21 protein-coding genes are annotated in these 22390 nt (G+C 60.6%); 9 read left to right on the forward strand and 12 right to left on the reverse strand.

The window, feature by feature from the left end:
• Window positions 1-78 precede the first annotated feature (78 nt).
• From zwf to M0D69_RS27865, 3 genes are read left to right on the forward strand one after another with little or no spacing between them, the layout of a single operon-like run.
• The gene (gene zwf, locus M0D69_RS27855; RefSeq protein ID WP_301785083.1) at window positions 79-1620 is read left to right on the forward strand and encodes a glucose-6-phosphate dehydrogenase; all 1542 of its coding nucleotides are present in this window, start codon (window positions 79-81) and stop codon (window positions 1618-1620) included.
• 10 nt (window positions 1621-1630) lie between these two features.
• Window positions 1631-2452 (forward strand): ROK family protein, encoded by an 822-nt coding sequence (locus tag M0D69_RS27860; RefSeq protein WP_301785084.1) that lies wholly within the window; start codon window positions 1631-1633, stop codon window positions 2450-2452.
• The gene (locus M0D69_RS27865) at window positions 2449-3339 is read left to right on the forward strand and encodes an HAD family hydrolase (RefSeq protein ID WP_301785085.1); all 891 of its coding nucleotides are present in this window, start codon (window positions 2449-2451) and stop codon (window positions 3337-3339) included. Before M0D69_RS27860 ends, M0D69_RS27865 begins: the two co-directional genes overlap by 4 nt.
• Window positions 3340-3537: 198 nt before the next feature.
• Here the strand turns inward: M0D69_RS27865 and infA are convergent, their stop codons facing one another.
• The 7 genes from infA to M0D69_RS27900 all read right to left on the reverse strand — a co-directional run bounded on the left by infA (window position 3538) and on the right by M0D69_RS27900 (window position 8984).
• Window positions 3538-3807 carry a translation initiation factor IF-1 gene (gene infA / locus M0D69_RS27870; protein ID WP_047846762.1) on the reverse strand — a complete coding sequence of 90 codons (270 nt, stop codon included), beginning with the start codon at window positions 3805-3807 and terminating at the stop codon, window positions 3538-3540.
• Between the two features lie 91 nt (window positions 3808-3898).
• Complete coding sequence (locus M0D69_RS27875) at window positions 3899-4192, reverse strand: hypothetical protein (protein ID WP_183146196.1); 294 nt, start codon at window positions 4190-4192, stop codon at window positions 3899-3901.
• Window positions 4193-4785: 593 nt separating this feature from the next.
• Window positions 4786-5763, reverse strand: a complete 978-nt coding sequence (gene corA, locus M0D69_RS27880) for a magnesium/cobalt transporter CorA (RefSeq protein ID WP_301785086.1) — start codon at window positions 5761-5763, stop codon at window positions 4786-4788.
• A gap of 170 nt (window positions 5764-5933) precedes the next feature.
• Window positions 5934-6368, reverse strand: coding sequence for a polymer-forming cytoskeletal protein (locus M0D69_RS27885; RefSeq protein ID WP_301785087.1), 435 nt, complete (start codon window positions 6366-6368; stop codon window positions 5934-5936).
• Between the two features lie 88 nt (window positions 6369-6456).
• Window positions 6457-6834, reverse strand: coding sequence for a hypothetical protein (locus M0D69_RS27890; RefSeq protein ID WP_301785088.1), 378 nt, complete (start codon window positions 6832-6834; stop codon window positions 6457-6459).
• Entirely contained in the window at window positions 6821-7804 is a 984-nt protein-coding gene (locus M0D69_RS27895) for a M23 family metallopeptidase (protein WP_301785089.1), read from the reverse strand. The genes M0D69_RS27890 and M0D69_RS27895 overlap by 14 nt, the downstream gene beginning before the upstream one ends.
• Before the next feature lie 217 nt (window positions 7805-8021).
• Window positions 8022-8984, reverse strand: a complete 963-nt coding sequence (locus M0D69_RS27900; RefSeq protein WP_301785090.1) for a LysR family transcriptional regulator — start codon at window positions 8982-8984, stop codon at window positions 8022-8024.
• Between the two features lie 217 nt (window positions 8985-9201).
• Here M0D69_RS27900 and M0D69_RS27905 point away from each other — a divergent pair, with 217 nt between their 5' ends.
• The 3 genes from M0D69_RS27905 to M0D69_RS27915 all read left to right on the forward strand — a co-directional run bounded on the left by M0D69_RS27905 (window position 9202) and on the right by M0D69_RS27915 (window position 12285).
• Window positions 9202-10746: a CoA-acylating methylmalonate-semialdehyde dehydrogenase gene (locus M0D69_RS27905; protein ID WP_301785091.1), complete on the forward strand. Its 1545-nt coding sequence runs from the start codon at window positions 9202-9204 to the stop codon at window positions 10744-10746.
• A gap of 35 nt (window positions 10747-10781) precedes the next feature.
• Window positions 10782-11672, forward strand: a complete 891-nt coding sequence (gene mmsB / locus M0D69_RS27910; RefSeq protein ID WP_301785092.1) for a 3-hydroxyisobutyrate dehydrogenase — start codon at window positions 10782-10784, stop codon at window positions 11670-11672.
• Between the two features lie 265 nt (window positions 11673-11937).
• The gene (locus M0D69_RS27915; RefSeq protein ID WP_301785093.1) at window positions 11938-12285 is read left to right on the forward strand and encodes a hypothetical protein; all 348 of its coding nucleotides are present in this window, start codon (window positions 11938-11940) and stop codon (window positions 12283-12285) included.
• A gap of 97 nt (window positions 12286-12382) precedes the next feature.
• Here the strand turns inward: M0D69_RS27915 and M0D69_RS27920 are convergent, their stop codons facing one another.
• On the reverse strand, window positions 12383-13819 hold the full coding sequence (locus M0D69_RS27920; RefSeq protein ID WP_301785094.1) for a dihydrolipoyl dehydrogenase: 1437 nt from the start codon (window positions 13817-13819) through the stop codon (window positions 12383-12385).
• A gap of 52 nt (window positions 13820-13871) precedes the next feature.
• Window positions 13872-14735 (reverse strand): pyridoxal kinase PdxY, encoded by an 864-nt coding sequence (gene pdxY / locus M0D69_RS27925; protein ID WP_301785095.1) that lies wholly within the window; start codon window positions 14733-14735, stop codon window positions 13872-13874.
• A 438-nt stretch (window positions 14736-15173) separates the two neighbouring features.
• On the opposite strand from pdxY, the gene glgC reads away from it, so the two are divergent.
• Entirely contained in the window at window positions 15174-16457 is a 1284-nt protein-coding gene (gene glgC, locus M0D69_RS27930; RefSeq protein ID WP_301785096.1) for a glucose-1-phosphate adenylyltransferase, read from the forward strand.
• A gap of 33 nt (window positions 16458-16490) precedes the next feature.
• Window positions 16491-17963, forward strand: a complete 1473-nt coding sequence (glgA, locus tag M0D69_RS27935) for a glycogen synthase GlgA (RefSeq protein ID WP_301785097.1) — start codon at window positions 16491-16493, stop codon at window positions 17961-17963.
• Between the two features lie 30 nt (window positions 17964-17993).
• Here glgA and mobB read toward each other — a convergent pair whose 3' ends face one another.
• Window positions 17994-18548 (reverse strand): molybdopterin-guanine dinucleotide biosynthesis protein B, encoded by a 555-nt coding sequence (mobB, locus tag M0D69_RS27940; RefSeq protein WP_301785098.1) that lies wholly within the window; start codon window positions 18546-18548, stop codon window positions 17994-17996.
• Between the two features lie 262 nt (window positions 18549-18810).
• Here mobB and M0D69_RS27945 point away from each other — a divergent pair, with 262 nt between their 5' ends.
• Window positions 18811-21366, forward strand: a complete 2556-nt coding sequence (locus M0D69_RS27945) for an adenosylcobalamin-dependent ribonucleoside-diphosphate reductase (RefSeq protein WP_301785099.1) — start codon at window positions 18811-18813, stop codon at window positions 21364-21366.
• Between the two features lie 121 nt (window positions 21367-21487).
• Here M0D69_RS27945 and M0D69_RS27950 read toward each other — a convergent pair whose 3' ends face one another.
• Together M0D69_RS27950 and M0D69_RS27955 are read right to left on the reverse strand one after the other, a co-directional pair.
• Entirely contained in the window at window positions 21488-21613 is a 126-nt protein-coding gene (locus M0D69_RS27950) for a hypothetical protein (protein ID WP_301785100.1), read from the reverse strand.
• Window positions 21614-21628: 15 nt separating this feature from the next.
• Window positions 21629-21982 carry a DUF4148 domain-containing protein gene (locus tag M0D69_RS27955; RefSeq protein ID WP_301785101.1) on the reverse strand — a complete coding sequence of 118 codons (354 nt, stop codon included), beginning with the start codon at window positions 21980-21982 and terminating at the stop codon, window positions 21629-21631.
• Window positions 21983-22390: the final 408 nt, after the last annotated feature.

Here is a 22390-nt window from a genome sequence, read left to right on the forward strand (position 1 = left end):
GGCCAGGATTTTGAACTGTGAAGCGGCCAACATGGTCTTTAATAGGCAGTGCGTTCAACTCTTCTTTCAAAGAACCCTATGTCGACCTCACTCGCTACCGCAACCTCCTCGCCGCCGCCACTGGCCAAGCATCCCGCCCCGCCGTGCACGCTGGTTATCTTCGGTGCAGCCGGGGATCTGACCAAACGGCTGCTGATGCCGGCGCTGTACAACCTGTCGTCGGATGGCCTGCTCGACGACGGGATGAAGATCATCGGCGTGAACCACGGCGAACTCGAAACGAGCGTGTGGCGCGGCCAACTAACTGATTCGCTTAAAAAATTCGCCGCCGATAAAGCCGGAGCCTTCCATACCTCGAAACTCGACGAGAAAGCGTGGAACTGGGTCGCGGACCGCCTGCAATATGTGGCTGGCGAGTTTGAGACCGACGACGTATTTAACAAGCTGAAGCAGACGCTGGGCGACAACGGAAATGTCATTTTTTATCTCGCCGTCAGTTCGCGCTTCTTCAAGCCGATCGTCGAGCGGCTCGGCAAGGTCGGATTGTTGAAAGAGAGCGAGCAGGGCTTCCGGCGCGTGGTGATCGAAAAGCCGTTCGGGCACGACTATGCCTCGGCGAAAGATCTCAACGCGAGCATTCTCAAGTTCGCCGGCGAAAACCAGATTTATCGCATCGATCACTTTCTCGGCAAGGACACGGTTCAGAGCATTCTCGCCGTGCGCTTCGCCAACGCGCTGTTCGAGCCGATTTTCCGGCGTGAATACATCGATCACGTGCAGATCACGGCGGCGGAAACCATTGGCGTGGAAGGGCGCGGCGGGTTTTACGAACAGACCGGCGCTTTCCGCGACATGCTCCCGAACCACTTGTTCCAGCTGCTCGGCATGGTCGCCATGGAACCGCCGAATTCATTCGACGCCGAAGCCGTGCGCGACAAGAAAGCGGAAATCTTCGAAGCGATCCAGCCGCTGAAACCCAGCGACGTCGTGCTCGGGCAATACGAGAAATCGCCGACGATGGCGGGGTATCGCGAGGAAGCCGACGTCGCGCCGGACAGCCAGACGGAGACGTATGCGGCGGCGCGGGTGTTTGTCGAAAACTGGCGCTGGGCCGGCGTGCCGTTCTATCTGCGCACCGGCAAGCGGATGACGGCGCGGCGCACGGAGATATCGGTGCAACTGAAAGCAGTGCCGTTCCTGTTGTTCCGCGATACACCCGTCGATAAGCTTGTGCCGAACGTGCTGACCTTGCGCATCGACCCGGAACACGGCACCACCTTCGATTTCAACGTGAAGGTTCCAGGGCCGGTGATGCAGATCGGGGCGGTCAAGTCATCGTTCAAATATGGCGATTTTTTCGCTGAGAGACCGAACGTCGGATACGAAACGCTGCTATACGACTGTATGCTCGGCGACGAAACGCTGTTCCAGCGCGCCGACAGCATTGAAACAAGCTGGGCGGCGGTTGACAGCGTGTTGCATCCCGAAGGCGGTCCGTTGCCGGTACATGGCTACACCGCCGGCAGCGCGGGACCGAAGGAAGCCGACGCGCTGCTGAATGCCGACGGCCGCGCGTGGCGCCCGCTGGCAGACGAACACACTCAAGACGACAAGAACTAAGGAGAACAGCATGGGGACGGCAGCGCGCAAGACAGCAGTGAAAAAGACAGCCGCAAGCAAGACAGCAAAACGCAAGATCGCGAAAGAACGGATTCTAGCCATCGATGTGGGCGGGACCGGTCTGAAGGCCGCCATCATCGACGCACACGGGAAGATGGAAACCGAGCGGCTGAAAGTGGCCACGCCGCATCCGTGCCCGCCGGACGTGCTGGTGGAGAAACTGATGGAGCTGGTCGGACCGCTGATAAAGCCGCTGCCGCCCACGCAGATCTCGATCGGTTTTCCGGGCGTGGTACGCGACAACCATGTGCTGACCGCACCGAATCTCGGCAACGAATACTGGCGCAACGTGCCGCTCGCGCAGATGCTCGCCGAGCATTTGGGCAACCTGCCGGTGCGCATCATCAACGACGCCGAAATGCAGGGGCTTGCTGCTATCGACGGTAAAGGTATCGAGCTCGTGCTGACGCTCGGCACGGGCGCCGGCACCGCGCTTTTCCGCGATGGCGAACTGATGCCGCATCTCGAACTGGCGCACCATCCTGTGAGCAAGAACAAGACGTACGACGAATATATCGGCAACGCGGCGCGCGACAAGGCGGGCAACAAGCGCTGGAATCGTCGCGTGGAAAAGATCATCGGTATCCTGAGTTCGCTGGTGAACTACGACCGGCTGTGGATCGGCGGCGGCAATGCGGCCAATCTCAATTTCGAACTACCGGGTAACGTGAAGGTTGTGTCGAACGAGGCGGGTATTGAAGGCGGCGCGAGGCTCTGGCACCCGCGCTCCGTGCGCGAGACGCGGCAATTGCCCGCGGGAGCGTTCGAATGACAGCCATTGGTGCGACGGGTTTGAAGCTCAGTCCCGGTCATGGCAGCCCGGAACAGGCCTTGGCCGCGTTGGCCAAGGTCGAACTCGTGATCTCCGATTGCGACGGCACGCTGCTCTACACGGACAAGTCGCTCGGTGAGGCCGCGAAGGAAGCTGTGCGCAATCTCGCCGCCGCGGGCGTCCAATTTACGGTGGCGAGCAGCCGGCCGGGAAAGGGCATGCATTCAATCGTGGAAACGCTGGGGATCAAGACGCCGTTTGCCGCTTTCAACGGCGGCAAGCTCGTCGATCCCGCCGGCTGGAAAACGTTGAGCGCTCATTGGCTGCCGCGTGACGCGGCGCAAACCGCGCTGCAAAGCCTGGAGCGCGACGGGATCGACGCGTGGGTGTTCATCGACGACCAGTGGTACATCACGAATCCCGGCGGTGAATACGTGCCGCTGGAGCGCCGGACGGTGGGATATGACGCTGTGGTGGTCAAGCGTTTCGACGATATCGATCTGAATTCGATCGAAAAGATTGTCGCGTCGACGAAGGACGCGGCGCTGCTTCAGCGCAAGGAAGCCGAGTTCCAGGACACGCTCAAAGGCCGCGCGATGGCGATGCGCTCACAAACCTATTACCTCGACATCACGCATCCGCTCGCGAACAAGGGCGAAGGCGTGCGCGAACTGGCGCGGCTTGCGGGCGTTGCGATGGAAAATGTGGCGGTGCTGGGGGACATGGGCAACGACGTCGCCATGTTCGATGTGGCGGGCGTGTCCATTGTGATGGGGCAGGCGTCGGCGGAAGTACAGTCGCACGCGACGTTTGTGTCAGCTACGAACGACGACGACGGCTTCGCCGCGGGCCTCAACGGATTGCTGGCGGCCCAAACGGGACGTTGATTTGTTTTGAATAAAAACAACGCGCCTTGAAGAACAAAGAGAATAAAGCAGAATAAAGCGCGTGAGAGAGCGGCATCGGCGCCATGCGATGCTGACTGGCAGCATCCAGCGGCGGCGCCGACGAAGCTTGGCTCTCGACTCTGACGTACGGGACTGTGCAGGGCTCGCTTTAACGGCGCGCCACAACAGTTTTTTTTCCTAGCGGCGACGCATTTGCGGACGCTGACCACCACCGCCTGTCGCGCGTTCGTCCTTGTGCCGGAAGTTGATCCGGCCTTTCGTCAGGTCATACACCGACAATTCCAGCGTCACGCGGTCGCCCGCGAGAATCCGGATGTGGTTCTTGCGCATGCGACCCGATGCGTATGCGCCCACGACCACGCCGTTGTCCAGCGTCACGCGGTAGCGGCTGTCGGGAAGCACTTCGTCAACAATGCCGTCCAGCTCGAGTAACTCTTCTTTCGCCATATAAAGCTCCTTAATTCATCGATTCGTTGCGATTGTATGCGAGACCGGCCCGACCCCGCGATGCCTTTTGATGCTTAACCGTCGCGCCTAGTCACAGATCCGCAACAGTCTGGCCGTCGATCTGGCCGTCGATCAGCTTTTCCGCATGCAGCAAGCACGCCCGGCGAGCCTGGCCGCCGTTTTCGAACGATCCCGTCTGCGCGATCCGGAACACGCGGCTTTCGCCCGTTGCTTCCTCGCCCGCCGGCGGCGCGCGGCGGATGCGCACCGACGCCTCATAGCCGGTATCCGCTGCACGGACTGCTGCGCCGCCGTCGCGTGCGCCACGGGGGTAGATCAACGGATGGATTTCATAACCCTTGTACGTCTTAAGCGGCTTGACCAGTTCTTTCATGTTTCCTGAATTCCTGTATTACGCCCGCTCAGGCATCGAAATGAGGCGGTCGATGCCTTAAAAACCACACCGGCGACCGGTCCGGGCCCCTTTGGCACGTGCGGTCGACAGGCGATCCGAGCAAAAAATGGCGCGCGGCGCACACATGGCGCAGCCGCTCGCTGGGCTGTAGGTGTTGAAGAACGTCGCGGTAACACGTGCGCTGCCCATGCATTACCCGTGCAACCATGCGCGGTATAACGCCTGGAAACAAGCAACCGTCGACGTCGCTGCTGTTTAAACTTTGAAGACGAATGTAGGGCCGCGACCGTTTGCGGAGCCCACACTGCCGGGGCGATGACATTCAGCCGGAGAGTTGCGCTGAAATGTTGGTGGATCGCTGTTGCCGTGGCGAACACGCTGCGCCAAAAAGCGCACTATGTAAGATTAGACAGCAAATCAGAAAAAAGTTCCGCTGTCGCCGGAGGCCCCGCCTCTCGATGCTGCAATGCTGACATGTCCGTCGACGGTCGCAGCGGCTTCCGTCGAATCGTTTTCCGTCATCCAACCGCTTTCCAGCGGCATCGAAGCTTCTATTATAACCATCATAGCCATCCTGCCTTGCGGAACCGCCAGTAAAGGCCAATGTCCACCAGGAGCATCACGCTGATGCATGCCGGATAGCCATAGACCCAGTCCAGTTCCGGGATGCGGTGGAAGTTCATGCCGTAGATCCCCGCGATCATGGTGGGCACGGCGAACAGCGCGGCGAAGGAGCCGAGCCGTTTGGTCACTTCGCTTTCCGCCAGGGAAATCATGCCCAGATTGACCTGGATCGCGGTCACGATCATTTCGCGGCGACCCTCGATCGTTTTTACGATACGCAGCAGGTGGTCGTAGACATCGCGGAAATAGTCGTGCATGCCGGTACAAATGCCCGGTGCGCGGCCGCCATACAGCTTGCTGACCGCTTCCAGCAGCGGCGCGGTGTGATGCAGCAGCAGCACCAGGCGGCGCTTCAGGGAATACAGATCTTCGATGATCTCACGCGACGCCGCCGACCCGTTGCGCTCGAAAATGCGTTCCTCGAGTTCGTCGAGTTCCGCACCGAGCGTCTCCAGAATGGGGAAATAGCGGTCCACTACGTTGTCGATCAGCGCATACATCACGAATGCCGGACCGTGTTCCAGCAAATGCGGCTCGCGTTCGCAGCGGGTGCGCACGTCCTGAAACCCCTGGCTCGTCCGGTTGCGGACCGACAGCACGTAATTGCTGCCCACAAACACGTCGATTTCGCCGACCACCAGTTCGTTGTCGGCATCGAGTTCCACGGTGTGGAGCACGCAAAACAGCGAGTCCGCGTATTCCTCGATCTTCGGACGCTGATGGCCGTTCTGGGCGTCTTCCACAGCGAGCTCGTGCAACCCGAACTGATGCGACATATGCGCGAGCTCGCCGGGCCCGGGTTCTTTAAGCGCGACCCATACGAAGCAGTCGGGGACGTCGCGATAGGCGGAAATATCGTCGATAGCGACGTCGGCGAGCTTGCGGCCGTTCTGGTAAGCCGCACAATTGACCAGCATGGATTCCTACCCTCGCACATGGTGAAGGAACCGGCGCATGCCGCTTTTCGCGACGACGGGCAGCGCGTAACGGGGGCATGGCCGGGCTTGCAGCGAATCTTAGCGGATTTGCCTGGCGGCGATGGCGCCCAGCGCGAGTCTCCCGTCTTGCCGTGCCGCCGCCGGGCTGGTCACGTCTCGCTGTGCGTATAGTCCGACGTCAGTTCGGAACTGAGCCGCGGCATCTCTGCCTGTGCCACCGTGTTGTCGCGTTTCGTGAGTTTTCCCTCCACCGACGCCCCCACGTCCATGCGCAGTTGCTGGTAATAGATGTTGCCGTTCACGTGCGCATTCGACTGCAATTCGACGAAATGTTCCACCGTTACGTCGCCGTTGATGGTCCCGTTGATCACGATGTCGTATGCATTGACGTTGCCCGTGATCGAACCCTGGTCGCTGACGACCAGCAGCGTTTGCTCGCCCGCACGGCCAGTCACGTTGCCCTTGACGTGGCCGTCCATGCGCAGGCCGTCGCTGAACTCGAGATTGCCCGCTATCTGCACATCGTGAGCGATCAGCGTAGCTAGCTTGGCTTGACTGACGCCGGGAGATTTTTTCTTGAACATGGGAAGACCCCTTCTGGTCTCGATTACAAAATCGATGCCGGCATGAGTAGCGAGATGTGCCGGCGAATAGGTTTGTTCTGGTTCCGCGCTAGTTGGACTTGTCGTGCTGACGTTTGAGGAACGTCAGGTCGGTACGCATCCGATGAATCTCCGCCAGACTCTCGGACGCTTGCTGCTCCATCACAAGCCGCGTCGCGACTTCATGGTCGAGCGCGATTCGAGCCTTCGCAAGCTGCTCGCGGATATCGCGTTCTGACACGGGCGGTGCGCACAAGGCGTCGGCTTTCTTGCTGTTGTCGCGCGACGTGACAAGCGCAAAACCGGCCGCCGCGATCGCCGCTGCCGCGCAGGCCGCGGCGATCGTGCCGAGCACGAGCATGGGCCAGGTCGGACCGCGTCGCGAAGTCAGGGAATAGGTGCGGCGCGTGAGACGGTGCGTCGGCCGGTTTCGGTCAGCTTGCGGCATTGGATTTCGGCTTGAAGAGCGCGAGATACGATGCGGGATCGACCTGCGTGCCGTCGATGATCACCTCGAAGTGCAAATGCGGCCCGGTCGAGCGTCCGGTCGATCCGACCTCGGCAATCTTCTGGCCGGGCATGACGAGATCGCCCGCCTTCACAAACATTTTCGATGTTTGCGCGTAGCGCGTGATCACGCCGGTGCTGTGCTGGATGTCGATGGCATTGCCGTAACCGCCGTGCGGTCCCGCGTGCACCACGCGGCCACCGGCGCTCGCGAAGATTGCCGTACCGGTCGGCGCGACGAGATCCGCGCCCGGATGAAAGTTCAGGTGCTGGTTGAATGGGTCGATGCGGTTGCCGAAGGGCGAGCCGAAACGCGCGCCGGGCGCCGGCTGGCGGCCCGGAAACGCCATGTACGACGCGTAGTGCGCGAGCACGGCGTCGTCGAGTATGCCGAGGGTTGCATCGAGACAATCCAGCGCGCTTTGCGTGTGCTTCAGGCGTTGGGGCGCGGAACCGGTTTGCGCGGCGTGCTGTGCATCGCAGAGCCGGGGCGGCAGGGACGGACTGCCCGAGGCGCTATCGAGCGGCGATTCATCGTCGTTCTCGGGTAGCGGCGGAACAATGTGGATATCAGGCCGCTCGGCGGCACGTCGAGACGCCTTCAACTGTGCTTCGAAGTCCTGAAGTTCGTTCACTTGCGACACGAGTTCGACCACGCGCGGCTCGATATGCGTGAGGGTCGCGCTGATCTTGCCGAGCTCGTCGATCTCGTAGGAGCGCCGTTCCGTTTGCGCCTTCTCTTCGGCGGCGTGCGTGTTGCCCATCGCGGCGCCGATCACCATGCCGAGCGCCAGCGCGGCCAGGATCATCGCGATCACGGCGACGATCACCATCGTGCGGACGGTGCGCGCTTCGACAAAACGCACACGCTGATGCGACACGGTCCGCCGTGACCAGATGACGAACGCCATCAGTGCACCGGGCGCGGCAAACGCGAGGGCAAGAAAGGGCGCGCTGGCGGCGAGTTGCCGGCGTATCTGCGAGTACTGAAAATGAGATGGATAAAGATCACGTCCATGTGAAAACGCCGCAGCAGGGCTACGGCGGAAAGCCTTATGGGCGGACGATTATGCACCCGTTACGCGAATCCGTATCTAATATATAAGGGGAACTGAACAAACGCGAAATTCAAGGCTTCGGCGTTTCACTCCACAGCATTTCGCCGCTCTCGCCCATCAGCAGCGGACGGTTCATTTCGGCCACTGTGCGCAGGAAGTCCCACACCGCCGTGATGCGTTTCAATTTGCGCAAATCTTCGCGGCAGGACAGATAAAACGCGCGCGTGACGACGATGTCATCGGGGAGAACGGGTACGAGGCGAGGGTCCTGTGCAGCGATGAAACACGGCAGGATCGCAAGCGAGCGCCCTTGCAGCGTGGCGTGATATTGCGCAATCACGCTCGTGCTGCGCCAGCGCGACACAGCGCCCGGAACAGCACGTTCGAGATACAGCAGTTCGTAGCTGAAGGCGAGGTCGTCGATATAACTCGCAAAGCGATGCGTGGTCAGGTCTTCTACCGTGCGCACCGGTTCGTGCTGGTCGAGATAGCCGCGCGTGGCGTAGAGCCGCAAGCGGTAATCGCAGAGTTTGGTGTACACGGTCTGGCCGTGTTCCGGGCGCTCCAGCGTCACCGCGATATCGGCCTCCCGTTTGGACAAGCTGACGAAGTGCGGCACCGGCAATAAGTCGATGGAAATCTGCCTGTGCGCGTCCTGGAAGCGCGCGAGTTGGGGCGCGAGAAAGAAGCAGCCGAAACCTTCGGTCGATCCCACTCGAACATGTCCCGAGAGCGCGTGTCCTGAATTTGCGATGTGCTCGGTTGCCGACTGGACCGTGGTCTCCATGGCGTCCACATACGCGAGCAGGCGCTGCCCTTCGGCGGTCAGGATGAAACCGCCGCTGCGGGATTTGTCGAAGAGCAGGGTGCCCAGCGCGTCTTCGAGCGCCCGCACACGGCGCGCGACAGTCGTGTAATCGACTCCCAGACGCTTCGCCGCGCCGCTTGCACGCTGGGTTCGCGCGACTTCCAGGAAGTACCGGAGGTCGTCCCAGTTCAGGTTGCTGATGCCCGGAGCCGTGCTTTTTTGCATATTGGATGGGTATTTGTATCGATACTTCGTAGAGATTTGCATAACTATACTGAACCATGTGGACTCGCTGCGTGATCTTTGCGATTGATGAGCCGACAACATTCAAATAATCCGGAGACGACAATTCCCCTTTGCGACCTGCGCGGTATCCGCGTGCGTCCGCGTCTCCGCATCCCGTTCCAGTCAGGAACGTTCTCGTTTTCAAGGAGCCTTTCTCATGAATACCGCTGCTGACCGTCCGGCGCTGGCCGAACAATCTAACGCCGGCGTGCGCACGGCCAAATTGCTGATCGACGGCAAGTTCGTGGAGTCGACGACGAAAGAGTGGCGCGACATCGTGAATCCCGCGACCCAGGAGTTGGTCGGCCGCGTACCGTTCGCGACGAAAGAAGAGGTCGATGCCGCCGTGGCGTCGGCCGCGAAAGCGTTCCAGGCGTGGCGCCTGACGTCGCTCGGCACGCGCATGCGCATCATGCTCAGATTCCAGGATCTGGTGCGCCAGAACATGAAACGCATCGCGCAGACGCTGACCGCCGAGCAGGGCAAGACGCTGCCCGATGCCGAAGGCGATGTCTTCCGCGGGCTGGAAGTGGTCGAGCATGCGTGTTCGATCGGCACGTTGCAGCAAGGCGAATTCTCGGAGAACGTTGCGGGCGGGGTGGACACGTACACGCTGCGCCAGCCGATAGGCGTCTGTGCCGGCATCACGCCGTTCAACTTCCCCGCGATGATCCCGCTCTGGATGTTCCCGATGGCGATCGTCTGCGGCAATACGTTCTTGCTGAAGCCGTCGGAGCAAGATCCGCTGTCGACCATGGAGCTGGTTGAACTGGCGCTCGAGGCTGGCATTCCCGCGGGCGTGCTGAACGTCGTGCACGGCGGCAAGGATGTGGTCGATGCCATCTGCACACATCCCGACATCAAGGCGATTTCGTTCGTCGGATCGACGCATGTGGGCACGCACGTGTACAACCTTGGCAGCCAGCACGGCAAGCGCGTGCAAGCCATGATGGGCGCGAAGAATCATGCCGTCGTGCTACCCGATGCAAACCGCGAGCAGACGTTGAACGCACTTGCCGGCGCAGGTTTTGGCGCGGCAGGGCAGCGTTGCATGGCGACGTCGGTGGTGGTGTTCGTAGGGGCATCGAAGGACTGGTTGCCGGAGCTGGTCGAGCGGGCGCGCGGCTTGACCGTGAACGGCGGCACGGAGGCGAATACGGATGTCGGTCCGGTCGTTTCGCGCGCGGCCAAGGAGCGGATTCTCGGGTTGATCGAAAAGGGCGTGAGCGAAGGCGCGACCTTGTCGCTGGATGGCCGCGACGTGCAAGTGAAGGGTTATGAGAAGGGCAACTTCATCGGCCCGACGGTCTTCTCGGGCGTTACCACTGACATGACCATCTACAAGCAGGAGATCTTCGGCCCGGTGATCTGCGTGCTGGAGGCCGCGACGCTCGATGATGCCATCGCCCTGGTCAACCGCAATCCGATGGGCAACGGTGTGGGCTTGTTCACGCAAAGCGGGGCGGCCGCGCGCAAGTTCCAGAGCGAGATCGATGTCGGTCAGGTCGGCATCAACATCCCCATCCCCGTGCCTGTGCCGTATTTCAGCTTTACCGGCTCACGGGGTTCGAAGCTCGGCGATCTGGGACCATACGGAAAACAGGTCGTGCAGTTCTATACGCAAACGAAAACGGTCACGTCGCGCTGGTTTGACGACGCGACCGTCAACGACGGCGTGAACACCACTATCTCGCTGCGCTAAGCCGGTTGCCCGGTGAAATAAAAAGGAGACAAGCAATGGAAATCGGCTTTATCGGACTGGGCAACATGGGCGGACCCATGGCCGCTAACTTGCTGAAAGCGGGGCATTCGCTGACGGTGTTCGATTTATCGGAGAAGGCGTTGCAGGCGGCTGTCGATGCGGGCGCACGGACCGCGGCATCGCCCCGTGAAGCGGCGCTTAAGAGTGAAGTGGTGGTTACCATGCTGCCGGCCGCCGCGCACGTCAAGGCCGTCTATTTGAACACCGATGGCGTGCTCGCGGGCGTTCGTCCGGGGGTGCCGCTGATCGACAGCAGTACGATCGATCCGGCGACCGCGCGATTGATCGGCGAGAGTGCGTCAAAGCAGGGCAACCCGTTCGCCGATGCCCCCGTATCCGGCGGCACGGGCGGCGCGCAGGCGGGTACGCTGACGTTCATGGTCGGCGCCGATGCAGCGCTGTTCGAAACGCTCAAACCCGTGCTCGCCGGCATGGGCAAGAACATGGTTCATTGCGGCGAAACGGGTACCGGGCAGATCGCGAAAATTTGCAATAACCTGCTGCTCGGCATTTCGATGATCGGCGTGGCGGAAGCGATGAAACTCGGCACGTCGCTCGGGATTGATCCGAACACGCTTGCCGGCGTCATCAACACATCGACGGGACGTTGCTGGAGCGCCGATACGTATAATCCCTACCCCAACGTTTTGCCAAATGCACCGTCGTCCCGAGGGTATACCGGGGGGTTCGGGGCGGATCTCATGTTGAAGGATCTCGGCCTGGCCGTTGATGCAGCGCGTCAAGCCAAGCAACCCATTTTTCTCGGCGCGCTCGCGCAACAGCTTTATCAGACCATGAGCATGCAGGGCTTGGGCGGGTTGGACTTCTCCGCCGTTATCAAGCTGTACAGTCGCGAGGATGCCTGATTAAAACGAACGGTCGCGTGTTCTTGTGACCCGCTTTTATGCGAGCTATTAAGCTGCATCGCAACATGGCATGCCGCTCTGCCATGCCAATCAAGCACACAGGGAATACGATGATTCGCTTCTCCTGATTTTGGCCTATTCTGAAAGCACGACGTTCATGTCTTCGTCTTAATTAGTAAGTAGATGACGAAGTCAGCGAAGCCGCTTTTATTAGTTAAGGCCAGCGAAATGCTGGCGGCAAATAGCCAGGATCAAGGAGAGCCAGATGCAAACATCTCGTCACTTTCACATGGAATTGCGGCACGCCACAATGCCGACCTACGTGTTCAGCTATCTGTTCCCGTTGGTGTTGCTGGCGTATGAGTTATGGCGCGTAGGTTCATGGGTGGCCGTGCGTGGTTTCAACTTCTCGGACTTCAGTTCGATGGGGTATGAGTTCGCGCTGATGCTAGCCGTGTTTGCCATGCAGATCGTGGTTGAAATCGCGTTCATGGCCGCTGCCATGCTGACGAAACATCATGACGTTGCGCATCGTGCGGGTAACTTGCTACTGGGCGTGTTCTGCTCGATGGTCGTGCTGGGATTCGATCTCGCGCTCCAGTATGCGATGTAAGCGGTAGCGTTATTCAGGTTCTCGCAGCAATAAGAAGCCCGTTCGCGCGTTTGCGCGCGCGGGCTTTTTCTTTGGTTTTCTGATGTGCGAATGCGGGTCAGCAACCCACTGCGTTAGGTAACTCTGGCGCTGTTTGCGCGCGTGCTTCAAAACATTTCCTGTTCGCTTCCTTCAGCGCCGTGCGCAAACCCTCCTCGATCACCGGGTGATAGAACGGCAGCTTCAGCATATCTTCCACGGTCATTTCCAGTTGCAGCGCCCATGCAAGCAGATGGCCGAGATGTTCGACGGCCGGCCCGCACGCCTGCGCTCCCAGCAACTTGCCGGTCCTGGCGTGGGCATAGACATGCAGCAAACCGCGGTTTTGCCGCAGCACCCGGCTGCGCCCTTGCGTTTCGAATGACACGGTTCCCGTGACCGTCATCTGCTTTTCGAGATCGTCGTAGGACGCACCGACGCTGGCGACTTGGGGCTCGCAGAATACGATCGAAAACGGCACCTTGCGTTTGACGGATTGAACATTAGGGAAACGCGCGGCGTTGTCGCCGGCGAGTTTGCCTTCGTCGGCGGCATCGGAGAGAAACGGACGCGTGCCGTCGCAGTCGCCGGCCAGGAAGATGCTGCTGTCGCCGCACTGCATTGAACGTTCGTCGAAGAGGGGAACCCCTTTATCGTTGAGTGTTATGCCGGTCTTTTCAAGCCGCAACGAAGCCAGTGCCGGTTTCCTGCCGGCCGCAACGAGTACCCGATCGAAACGCTCGGTGCGTTCAGTCCCGTCCAGTGATTTAAAGCGGAGTGAGGGCTCGCCATCCTGCATCGATTTATCGAGGATGGTCGCGTCGGGATCGAAGTAGAACTCCTGCTGCAGCGCTTTGATCAACGCGTCGCGCACGGGTGTGTCCGTCAACGCACCAACCTTATTTTTTCGGCTGAACATGAACACGTCCACGCCGAGCCGCGCGAATGCCTGGCCGAGTTCGAGTGCAATAGGGCCCGCGCCGAAGACAGCACAGCGCTTGGGCAAGCTCTTCAGATCGAAGACGTCGTCGCTCGTGATGAGATGGTCGCCGAATACTTTGAAGTCTTCTGGAATGACGGATGTTGAACCCGTTGCAATGACCACGCTCCTGGCTTCTACACGCGTGGAGTCATCGATCAAAAGCACGTTGCGCGATTCGAAGCGGGCAAACCCGCGAATCACCGTATCCGGAGGAAACGAATCCGTTTCCTTCAGCACGCCCTTGACGAAATAATCGCGCTCGCTGCGGACATACGCGAGCACATGCTCGCCGTTTGCCTCGAGCGCGTGCGTGCCTTCAATGCCGCGCGGTGCTTGCGCTTTTGCATCGTGCAGGCCATTCGCGGCGGCAAGCAACAGCTTCGAGGGCATGCAGCCCACACGCGCGCAGGTCGTGCCGAACTCGGCGCCTTCTATCAGCACGACTTGTTTGCCTGCGTGCCGCGCGGCACGATACGCCGCCATGCCCGCCGTTCCCGCGCCAATGACGGCGACGTCCACCTTGATCTGCTTCATCGATGCCCCGTTGGTTGATACGCTCAAGCCTAGGCGGAGGCTAGCGGGGCCCTTACTCCGAATCGACCCCGATCGCCGGAAAACGTTCTGTCGGATAGGCGATCTCATCCTGCGACGCGACGATTTCAAGCTCGTAACGCCCGGCCTGGAAAGTGGTCCGGACTACGGCGTTCACTGCGGCAAGCGTGTGTTCCAGCGCGTCGCGTACCGAATCCCCCAGCAGCGTGCGCGCGAGGAATATCGCGCTCGTCAGGTCGCCTACGCCTACCGGTTGCCGGGCAAACGGGTACAGCGGCCGTTGCGTGAACCATGCTTCGGTTTCCGTCACAGCCAGCATGTTGAAGGTATCGGCGCGGCTGTTTTTGTCGATCAGATGTTTAACCAGCACAACCTTCGGACCGCGTGCAATCACCTCCCGGCACGCGGCGACCGCTTCGTCCACCGTCTCGATGGTGCGTCCCGTCAACTTCTGCAATTCGATGTGATTGGGCGTCATGGCATCGGCAATTTCCGGCATCGTGCTCACCAGGAATTCCTGGATGCCGGGTTCGACGTTGCAGCCGCTCGTGGTGCCCATGACGGGGTCGCAGAAAAAGCGCGCTTTCGGGTTGACGGCTTTCACCATCCTGACGATCTCCACCACCGCGGCGCCTTGCTCGGGCGAGCCGAGATAGCCTGACAGGATCGCGTTGCAGCGCGACAGAACGCCGATTGCGCCGATCCCTTCGATCACCCGTGTCAGTTCGTCAGCGTCGACGACGCTGCCGGTCCAGCGGCCGTATTGCGTGTGATTCGAGAACTGCACGGTGTTGAGCGGCCAGACGTTGACTCCCATGCGGCGCATTGGGAAAACGGCAGCGCTGTTGCCTGCGTGGCCGAAGACCACGTGTGACTGGATGCTGAGGACGTTGTTCATGATGGTTTTCGCAGGGTGCAGGACAGCGGCCGGGGCCGCGCACGAAATTGCATGCATGTTAGACATGCCAGACATCATTGTGCCGTGATTTTCGCTCGCGCCGAAAGAACCCTCCTATAAATCCCGAACGGGAGCGAAATCCACTTGGCATGGGGATTGCTAAACCTTTACCCGCTGCCGCATCGCCGGCCACCGGTCCAAGCCGGATCCATCGGATTACAGAGCGATATTGACGGCCCTGTTTGTCAATTTCCGAAAAGCAGGTGCGAACTATTCACCTTTGCAGCAAAATCATCCCAACAAGCTTAATCGATCGTCGTTTGAATCCTCTGGAGAAAACCGCCACAAGCACTTTGAATCATTCGCCAGCAAGCACCGATAAACGGCTGGAATAAGCTAGAAACAGGCCAGAGACAGGCCGCAAAACAGGAGGTCGGTATGGAGACGCTGACAGGAAGTCGTACGGATCTGCAGAAGAACACGCTGGCTATCGTTCTCGCGGGCGGCCGGGGCACTCGCCTCGGGCCGCTCACGAACAAGCGCGTCAAACCAGCAGTGCACTTCGGTGGCAAATACCGGATCGTGGACTTCGCATTGTCGAATTGCCTGAATTCGGGCATCCGGCGCATCGCGGTCGTCACGCAATACAAGGCACATTCGCTCTTGCGGCACTTGCAGCGCGGCTGGGGTTTCCTGCGCGGCGAGTTCAACGAGTTCATCGATATCTGGCCGGCTCAGCAACGCGTGGACTCAAGCTGGTATCGCGGAACGGCAGATGCGGTGTTCCAGAATCTCGACATCATTCGCTCGATCGGCCCCGAGTACATCATCGTGCTGGCTGGCGACCACATCTACAAGCAGGACTACACGCGCATGGTCCTCGACCACGTCGAGAGCGGCGCGGATTGCACGGTCGGGTGTATCGAGGTCCCGCGCATGGAAGCCACCGCGTTTGGCGTGATGCACGTCGACGCGCAGCGCCGCGTGACCGCCTTCCTGGAAAAGCCCGACGATCCGCCTGCCATGCCCGGCAAGCCCGACGTCGCGCTCGCGAGCATGGGCATCTATGTGTTCAGCGCGAAGTATTTGTATCAACTGCTCGAAGAGAACATCACGTTGTCCGATACGGACCACGACTTCGGCAAGGACATCCTGCCGCGCGTGGTGACCAGCGGCCGGGCTATCGCACATCCGTTCGGGATGTCGTGCGTGACTTCCGAAACCGATCCGAACGCACCGCCGTATTGGCGCGACGTGGGTACCGTGGACGCGTACTGGTCGGCGAACCTGGACCTGGCGTCGACCATTCCGGCGCTCGATCTCTACGACCGCAAGTGGCCGATCTGGACCAATCAGGAGCAGTTGCCGCCGGGCAAGTTCGTGCGGGATCTGCACGGGCAGCAGGGCGCGATCAACAATCTGCTCGTCTGCGGCGGCTGCGTGATCTCAGGCTCGCAAGTGGCGCGTTCGGTGTTTTCATCGGCGGTGCGGGTGCATTCGTTCTGTCACATCAACGAAGCCGTGCTGTTGCCGCAGGTCACGGTCGGGCCGAGTTGCCGCTTGAAACGCGTCGTGATCGACCGGGGTTGCACGTTGCCGGAGGGCCTCGTCATTGGCGAGGATCCCGATTACGATGCGGAGCGTTTTTTCCGCACTGAAAATGGCGTGGTGCTCGTGACACAGGATGCATTGACACGTCTCGGACAAGCCAAGCAGTCATAATCCGGACCACCGGAACAAGCCAATGGGGAACCGATGACCGTATGCGTGCTGCATGTTGCAGCGGAGATGTATCCGCTTTTGAAAACCGGCGGCCTCGCCGATGTCGTGGGGGCGTTGCCGCCGGCCCAGACGCAACTGGGCACCAATGCCCGCGTGATCTTGCCGGCGTTTCCTTCCGTTGTTGCCGGTCTAAAGCGGATCGAGCCGGTGGCGGACCTCGGCTGGGCGTTTGGTATCGATAACGTGCGGCTTGAGCGGGGCGTGCTGGAGCCGCACGGAGTCGTGGTCTACATAGTGCGCGCCGATGCGTTTTACGACCGGCCGGGCAATCCGTATCTCGACGCCTCGCATACTCAATATGCCGACAGCGACCGGCGTTTCGCGCTGCTTGGCTGGGCGGCGGCGCGTCTGGCGAACGGTGCCGATCCCGCATGGAAACCGCACGTCCTGCACGCGCACGACTGGCACGCCGGACTCGCGCCGGCGTATCTGCGGGCGCGAGAGCGGGAGGGCGTCGCGCGTGTGCCGTCGGTCATGACGGTCCATAACCTCGCTTATCAAGGCGTGTTTCCTGCGTCGGAATTCGGCGTGCTTCAACTGCCGGCGGATTTTTTCTCCGTCGATGGCGTCGAGTTTTACGGTCATCTCTCGTTTCTTAAAGCCGGGTTGTTCTATGCAGACCGCATCACGACCGTTAGCCCGACTTATGCGCGCGAGATTCAGACCCATGCACAAGGCGCGGGGCTCGATGGTTTGCTGCGCCACCGCACGCACGACATCAGCGGGATTCTCAACGGCGTCGATCAGACGGTATGGAATCCGGCGACGGATACCGCCATCGACACGCAGTATTCGGTTGAGAAGCTGACGGGAAAAGGGAAGTGCAAAGCCGCGTTGCAGGAACGCGTCGGCCTCGCGCGTGAGCCGGACGCGTTGCTGTTTGGCGTGGTGAGCCGGTTGACCGAGCAGAAGGGCATCGACCTGTTGTTGTCGGCTATTCCCGATATCGTCCAGCGTGGCGGTCAGCTGGTTGTGCTCGGTACAGGCGATCCGGCGCTGGAAAGCGGCCTTAAGAAAGCCGCGCTGGCGCATCCGCACGCGGTCGCGGTCGAGCTTGGATTCGACGAAACGCTTTCACATTCGATTATCGCGGGCAGCGACATTGTGATGGTGCCGTCGCGTTTCGAACCGTGCGGCCTGACGCAGTTGTACGCGCTGGCGTATGGGTCGCTGCCGCTCGTTCATTGCGTGGGCGGTCTTGCCGATACCGTGGTGGATACATCGCTGGAGAATCTCGCCGATGATCTCGCCACCGGTTTCGTCTTCGAGAAATTCGACCGGCCATCGATCGTCGCGGCCATTCGCCGAGCGTTCGCATTGAAGCAGCGGCGGCTGGAATGGAAAGCTGTCGAGCGCCGCGCGATGACGCAGGACTTCGGCTGGGAAGCGTCGGCTCTGCGATACGTGGATGTGTATCGCGAGTTGATCGGAACGAGCGTGCGCTAGTTGTTCAGTTTGCGGGCGGCGCGGGCGGCGTTAAATATCTGGCGAATCGGCGTTTAACAGCGAAAGCCCGACGGTTTTGCAGATGAACTCGCCGATACAGTCAACGTCCGCCAGCGGCAGAAGCGGTATGGCGGGTACGTCATGAAGGCCCGGTGCGTCGTCGGTGGCGATGGCAAGGATTGCTGTATCGGTTCGATACAGCGGGTCTTTACCCACGTCCGGACGCACGACCTCGATGCGCGGCAACGCTTCGCGCGTGAAGCCCTCCACCAGCGTCAGGTCGGAGGGCAAAAGCCGTGCGACAAGATCTGCGAATGGCGGCTCGGGTGCATCGTGCAGTTCGCGCACGATGGCGTAACGATACGGCGAAGCGATCAATACCTCGCCCGCTCCCGCCGCGCGATAACGCGCGCTGTCCTTGCCCGGCGGCTCGAGATCAATGGAATGATGACTGTGTTTCACCACGTTCACTACCCAACCGCGTGCGTGGAACCAGGGCAGGAGCGCCTCGATCAACGTCGTCTTACCCTGTCCCGAACGCCCGCAAATCCCGAAGATGCGCAGCTTCGCCGCTGCTTCTGTCATATCGCTACCCCGTTCTTTCTTGATTGTTGGCGCGTGCCATCGCTTCCATTAATAGCGCCGCTCGGCGAGATTGACTGCGAGCACAGTGCAGAGGGTACCAGCGGACGCGGCAAACACCGAGTAGCCGCCGCCCACAGCCGGCGATGTTTTTCTTCCTTTCGGTCGGATCCGAAAGGTGTAAAACTTGGGGCTTGGCGCACTCGGCGAGGGCGCTTTCGCCGCTCCGTTGCAACGCAGCAAACCGCTGGCTACGAGGACCGACATGGCTGAAGACGACTTGAAGATCACCGTTTCACCGCAGCAATTTTCCATCGACGTGATGCTGGAAAAGTATGCGAAGGGTGACGAAACGCGCATCGAAGACATTTACCTCCGGGTCGCGCGAGGCGTGGCGCTCGCGGAACCCGAGGCGCGGCGCAAGCAGGTCGAGACGGAGTTCTTCGAGAATTTCCAGCGGGGTGCGCTAGGCGCGGGCCGCATCATGAGCGCGGCCGGCACAGGGATCCAGGCAACCCTCATCAACTGCTTCGTGCAGCCCGTGGGCGACGCGATCCAGGGCGTCGACGAGAACGGTTTGCCGGGTATCTACGTCGCGCTGTTGCAGGCGGCCGAAACCATGCGGCGCGGCGGCGGTGTGGGTTACAACTTTTCCGCGATCCGTCCGAAGGGTGCGCGCGTGCATTCCACGGGGTCATCGGCGTCGGGTCCGTGCAGTTACATGGATGTCTTCGATGCATCATGCAGGACCGTGGAAAGCGCGGGCTCGCGGCGCGGTGCGCAGATGGGCATTCTCGATTGCTCGCATCCTGACCTGCTCGAATTTATCGCGGCAAAGCATGTGAAGGGGCGCTGGAACAACTTCAACGTATCGGTCGCGGTGACGGACGAGTTCATGCAGGCGGTTGCCGACGACGCCCCGTGGGAACTCGTGCATCGCGCGGAACCGTCGCCCGCGTTCAAGGCATCAGCCGACGCACGGCAACGCGACGACGGTTTGTGGGTCTATCGCGAAGTGCGTGCACGGGAAGTGTGGGACACGATCATGCGTTCGACCTATGACGTCGCGGAACCGGGCGTGGTGTTCGTATCGCGCATGAACGACGACAACAATCTGCGTGCCGTCGAGACCATTCGCGCGACGAATCCGTGCGGCGAGCAGCCGTTACCCGCGTATGGCTGCTGCAACCTCGGACCGTTGAACCTGACGCGATTCGTGCGCGAACCATTCGCGCAGCGTCACGGAGGCACGCCTGTATTCGACTGGGACGGCCTCGCGAAAAGCACACGCACGCAAGTTCGTTTTCTCGACGATGTGCTCGACGTGACGCTCTGGCCGTTGCCCGAGCAAGACAAGGAAGCGCAGGCCAAGCGGCGTATTGGCGTGGGTTTTACCGGCCTCGGCGATACGCTCGTCATGCTGGGCGTGCGCTATAGCTCGCAGGAAGGCCGAGACTTTGCGGCACGCGTGGCGCGGACCATGCGCGACGAGGCGTATCGCGCGTCGGTGGAACTGGCTCGGGAGCGGGGGGCGTTCCCGCTCTTCGATGCGCAAAAGTACCTTGAAACAGGCACTTTTGCGTCTCGCTTGCCGGATGACATCAAGGCGGAGATTCATCGCGACGGCATTCGCAACAGCCACCTGCTCTCCATTGCGCCGACCGGCACCGTGAGTCTGGCGTTCGCTGACAACGCGTCGAACGGCATCGAACCGGCGTTCTCATGGACCTATCAGCGCAACAAGCGCATGGCCGACGGCAGCCGGCAATCGTTCGCGGTGGAGGATCATGCGTACCGGCTGTATCGCGAGCTGGGTGGAGACATAAAGGCGTTGCCGGATTACTTCGTGAGCGCGCTCGATATGTCCGCGAACGATCATCTGGAAATGATGGCGGCGGTGCAGCCTTTCGTCGATACATCAATCTCGAAGACGGTAAATGTGCCCGCCGATTATCCGTTCGAGGCATTCAAGGATCTCTACTTCGATGCATGGCGCCGGGGCCTGAAGGGACTCGCCACGTACCGTCCGAACGAGACGCTGGGCGCGGTGTTGTCAGTGACGCCCGAGACGCCTGCCATTGTTGCATCCGATCCTTCGGACGCCGCTGATGCCGAGGTTGAACTGGACCCGTTGCGGATTGCCGTCGATCATCGCCCACGGGGCGAGTTGCCGGCGATCATCGAGAAGGTGGAGTACCTCACGCAGGCCGGCAAGAAGTCGCTTTATGTGGCGGTGTCGTTCATGGAGATCACGGGGCGGCTGGGCGGGGAGGATGTCACTATCGAGCGGCCCATCGAGTTCTTCATTCCGACGGGTCAACGCGACGAATCGCAGCAGTGGATCACGGCGACCATGCGCTCGTTGTCGCTGGCGGCGCGGGGCGGGTTTGTCGCGCGTAATCTGCAGGACATGCGCAAGGTGTCGTGGGATCGCGGACAGGTGCGTCTTGGCGACGTCGAGCGTCTCGATGGACACAAGGCGCCGCGTTGGCACGACTCCGAAGTTGCGGCGCTTGCGTATGCGATCCAGCAGATTCTGTATCGACGTGGCTTCCTCGATATCGAGGGTGGCCAGGTACCATCGCGCGTGCTTGCACAACGTCGGCATGAGAGTGCACAGGCTGAGGTTGTATCAGCGCCATCCGATTCTACCGATGACGACATCACGGCAGTCATGGAGAACAGCGCAGATGCAGCCAACCCGCACGCGCTGCTGCCGATCCCAGGCCGCAAGTGCCCGACTTGCGGGGCCAATGCGATGATCCGCAAGGATGGCTGTGACTTCTGTACGGCGTGCGGTGAAGTCGGCGCTTGCGGATGATTGAAGCCGAGTGCCTGATCGCCTCCGACCGCGACCATGCACTCGGTTGAGTGGCTCCTACTTCGTTACCGCGGACCCAATAGTCCGCGATAACGAAGCGTTGAAACATCAAGTCCGTCGTTTATTGCGCCAACTCTACTGCCTGACGTTCGCGTGTTGCTTGCGGCCTGTACGGCTGCCATTGCGGTGATTCAGGCAGCCAGTCGTCGAGTGCCGAGAAGTCTTCAAGGGGTGCTGATTCATTCATGATGGACTCCTGGCCTTATTGAACGTTGACCTTGCCGCTCTGAGTCACCGAGCCGTTCGCAAACTCCACCACTGAGCGATTGCGTTGTTCTGCAACCGCCTCTTCGCGCGCGCGTTGTTCATTTTGGGCTGCTATGGCATTGCCGGCCATGCTGCGGTCCGGATACGTATTGCGGTTCAGCGCGGGCAGCGTGCCATTTGCATAGGCTGCGGCCAATTCTGCGCGCACTTGGGCGCGTGTCATGGTGCTTTCCGAGGTGGTTGCTGTTTGATACGTGCCTGCGTGACCGATGCCACCATCGGCGAATGCAGTCGTGGAAACGACGGCCGAAATAGCCGAAAGCGAGAGTGTTGCGATAGCGGTTTTCATGCGTGTTGCTCCTGTCGATTCATACGAAAGCATTGAACGGAGTCGATGCAATCGGACTGATAGCGGGGCAGTGAAGGCGAGGGACTTAGTTAGCCAGACAACTAAGCAACGGGCCGCGCTGCGACAGGACCAAATGTAGTCAAGCGAGGACTGGGGATAAATGCCTATTGAGCGAATTCATTAGTCGCGCTAGGCGAATAATCGCAAAAGCCCTTATGGCAAGGGCTTTTGCGATGAAACCAGTATTTGCGAAAGGGACTTAAGCCCTTAACTGCGAGAGGGTTTTCGTTCGCACTCGGTCGGGGGGATGCTGTGTTGCAGGGGGGGCGGGGGTAATGGTCGGGGTCGATGCCGGGTTGGTGCTTTCGGCCTTAGTGGTCTGCGTGAGTTAGCTGTATTTTTTATCAC

Origin of the sequence: Caballeronia sp. SEWSISQ10-4 2 (genome assembly GCF_030464885.1) — a bacterium.
Classification (GTDB): Bacteria; Pseudomonadota; Gammaproteobacteria; order Burkholderiales; family Burkholderiaceae; genus Caballeronia.

Excerpts from the sequence above, each read along its gene's own strand:
- glgC (WP_301785096.1), top strand. The coding sequence starts at position 15,174 with ATGGAGACGCTGACAGGAAGTCGTACGGATCTGCAGAAGAACACGCTG.
- M0D69_RS27945 (WP_301785099.1), top strand. The coding sequence starts at position 18,811 with ATGGCTGAAGACGACTTGAAGATCACCGTTTCACCGCAGCAATTTTCC.
- M0D69_RS27950 (WP_301785100.1), bottom strand. The coding sequence starts at position 21,613 with ATGAATGAATCAGCACCCCTTGAAGACTTCTCGGCACTCGACGACTGG.
- zwf (WP_301785083.1), top strand. The coding sequence starts at position 79 with ATGTCGACCTCACTCGCTACCGCAACCTCCTCGCCGCCGCCACTGGCC.
- mobB (WP_301785098.1), bottom strand. The coding sequence starts at position 18,548 with ATGACAGAAGCAGCGGCGAAGCTGCGCATCTTCGGGATTTGCGGGCGT.
- M0D69_RS27865 (WP_301785085.1), top strand. The coding sequence starts at position 2,449 with ATGACAGCCATTGGTGCGACGGGTTTGAAGCTCAGTCCCGGTCATGGC.
- M0D69_RS27905 (WP_301785091.1), top strand. The coding sequence starts at position 9,202 with ATGAATACCGCTGCTGACCGTCCGGCGCTGGCCGAACAATCTAACGCC.
- M0D69_RS27955 (WP_301785101.1), bottom strand. The coding sequence starts at position 21,982 with ATGAAAACCGCTATCGCAACACTCTCGCTTTCGGCTATTTCGGCCGTC.
- M0D69_RS27890 (WP_301785088.1), bottom strand. The coding sequence starts at position 6,834 with ATGCCGCAAGCTGACCGAAACCGGCCGACGCACCGTCTCACGCGCCGC.
- M0D69_RS27895 (WP_301785089.1), bottom strand. The coding sequence starts at position 7,804 with ATGGCGTTCGTCATCTGGTCACGGCGGACCGTGTCGCATCAGCGTGTG.
- infA (WP_047846762.1), bottom strand. The coding sequence starts at position 3,807 with ATGGCGAAAGAAGAGTTACTCGAGCTGGACGGCATTGTTGACGAAGTG.
- M0D69_RS27920 (WP_301785094.1), bottom strand. The coding sequence starts at position 13,819 with ATGAAGCAGATCAAGGTGGACGTCGCCGTCATTGGCGCGGGAACGGCG.
- M0D69_RS27915 (WP_301785093.1), top strand. The coding sequence starts at position 11,938 with ATGCAAACATCTCGTCACTTTCACATGGAATTGCGGCACGCCACAATG.
- corA (WP_301785086.1), bottom strand. The coding sequence starts at position 5,763 with ATGCTGGTCAATTGTGCGGCTTACCAGAACGGCCGCAAGCTCGCCGAC.
- glgA (WP_301785097.1), top strand. The coding sequence starts at position 16,491 with ATGACCGTATGCGTGCTGCATGTTGCAGCGGAGATGTATCCGCTTTTG.
- M0D69_RS27885 (WP_301785087.1), bottom strand. The coding sequence starts at position 6,368 with ATGTTCAAGAAAAAATCTCCCGGCGTCAGTCAAGCCAAGCTAGCTACG.
- mmsB (WP_301785092.1), top strand. The coding sequence starts at position 10,782 with ATGGAAATCGGCTTTATCGGACTGGGCAACATGGGCGGACCCATGGCC.
- M0D69_RS27860 (WP_301785084.1), top strand. The coding sequence starts at position 1,631 with ATGGGGACGGCAGCGCGCAAGACAGCAGTGAAAAAGACAGCCGCAAGC.
- M0D69_RS27900 (WP_301785090.1), bottom strand. The coding sequence starts at position 8,984 with ATGCAAAAAAGCACGGCTCCGGGCATCAGCAACCTGAACTGGGACGAC.
- pdxY (WP_301785095.1), bottom strand. The coding sequence starts at position 14,735 with ATGAACAACGTCCTCAGCATCCAGTCACACGTGGTCTTCGGCCACGCA.